The sequence below is a fragment of the Burkholderia sp. Ac-20344 genome (assembly GCF_017104975.1).
GTDB lineage: Bacteria > Pseudomonadota > Gammaproteobacteria > Burkholderiales > Burkholderiaceae > Burkholderia.
The window spans coordinates 1-1,699 of sequence record NZ_JAAGPP010000339.1 but is presented as its reverse complement, the minus strand read 5'-3'; the positions used below and the strand labels follow the sequence as shown (position 1 = coordinate 1,699).

Below are 1,699 nucleotides of genomic sequence, written 5' to 3'. Positions count from 1 at the left end.
CGCGGCCGATGCCGAGGTGCTGCGCGACGATCCACACGGGCACCGCGATCGCGATGCCGACGATGAAACCGATGACGAGTTCGGCGATCATGTGACCCCCTCCTTGCGCAGCGGCATCGCGCTGCGGACGGCGCCGCGCTGCCGCGCGGCGGGAATGACGGGTTCCGGCGCCGATGCGTCGACGGCCTCGGCCGACGGCGCCGCCGCGATCGCCTCGAGCGCGACGATCGTATCGATCGCATCGATCGCCCCGCTCACTTCGCTCGCGTCGGGCAACGCCTCGCCGTGACCGGCGCGCGCGGGCGGTGTGCGCGTCGCGTCCGCACGCGCCGGCTGCGTCGCCGCGAACAGATCGCTGTAGTCGGCGATCGGCGCGCGCCGGTTCTCGGCCTTCAGCGCATTGAGCTCGGTGTCGATACTGCCGTGCCCGAGGCACACGACGCGGTCGGACAACGTATCGACCGGCACGTCGAAGATGCGCGCGAGCGCGTCCTCGGCGTCGACCGGTTCGCACGCGAACAGGAACACATACAGGTGCGCGGCATCGGCCGTCACGACGTCGCCCGCGCGGCGCGGCCGGCAATGCCGCAGCGCGTCGACGTGCGACACGTCCGGCAGCAGCGCGATCTTCGCAAGCGTATGCGGCAGCGCGAGCACGGCGCCGCGATCGAGCACCGCGCGAATCCGCAGGCAGAACGCGCCGACCGGCAGGTAACCGAGCACCGAATCGCCGAGCGCGGCCGCGAGCGCCGCACGATAGTCGGGCGCGACGGGCCGCGCATAGAGCTGGCCGCGCAGCGCGTGCACGGCGGCCTGCATCCGCGAGACCGGCAGGTCGCGCGCCACGACGCGGCTCGCGCCGACGCTCAGCACGAGCATCTCGAACTGCTGGCGCAGCACTTCGCCGCGCTCGACGACCGCGATCTTCAGCGCGCCGCCGCACTGCCGCCGCAGCGCGTGCACGTCCGCGCACAGCGCTTCGAGCTGCGCATGCGAGCGGAAGGCGAGCACCGCGGTCGCGGCCTGGGCATGCGCACAGGCCGCGACGACGGCCGCGTTGTCTTCGACGATGTCCCAGCCGTCCGGCACGCGGTTCGTACCGTCGAGCACCGCGCGGCTGACGACGACGCGATCCTCGTCGCTCGCGAGCTTCATTCGGTGCGCAGGCTCGGTCGCGCCGCCGTCGATGCTCGCCGACAGCCGGCCGCCCGGCGCAAAGCGCAGCGGCCGTACCTCGCCGGCCGCAAGCGTGTCGCCCGCACGCCAGAAATCGACGACCCACAGCAGCTCGCCGTGGGTGCGCTGCAACTGCGCGACGCCCGAGCAGATACCGTGGAAGCCGCTGCGCGGCGCGCGATCCGCATCGCGCACGAGCGGCGCATCGTCGGTGCGTACTTCGTCGCCCGCGCGGGCCGCTTCGGGATCGAGCAGCAGCACGAGCGCGATCCGGCGCGTGCGGCACCAGTCGGCGAGTGCGCGCGCCTCGTCGGCGAGCGCGATCGGGTCGTCCCAGCTGAACCAGCGCTGCGCACCTTCGACGAAATACAGCGAGCGCGCACGAAAGCCGTAGCGCTTCATCGCGCGCAGGCCGCCGGTCAGCCGTGCGAACGGGCCCGGCGCCGCGCGGCGCGGTGCGTCGGCAATCACGGCAGCGCCGTCGCCGTTGGCCGGCTCGGCCACCGGCGGCATCGCCAGCACG

At 73.3% G+C, this 1,699-nt stretch carries 1 protein-coding gene; it reads right to left on the bottom strand.

Features of this window, described 5'->3' with window-relative positions; translation table 11 throughout:
* Nucleotides 1-87: 87 nt before the first annotated feature.
* Nucleotides 88-1,699: cellulose biosynthesis protein BcsE (gene bcsE / locus G3N64_RS38980; protein WP_205788877.1), on the bottom strand; the 1,612-nt coding region annotated here is incomplete at its 5' end.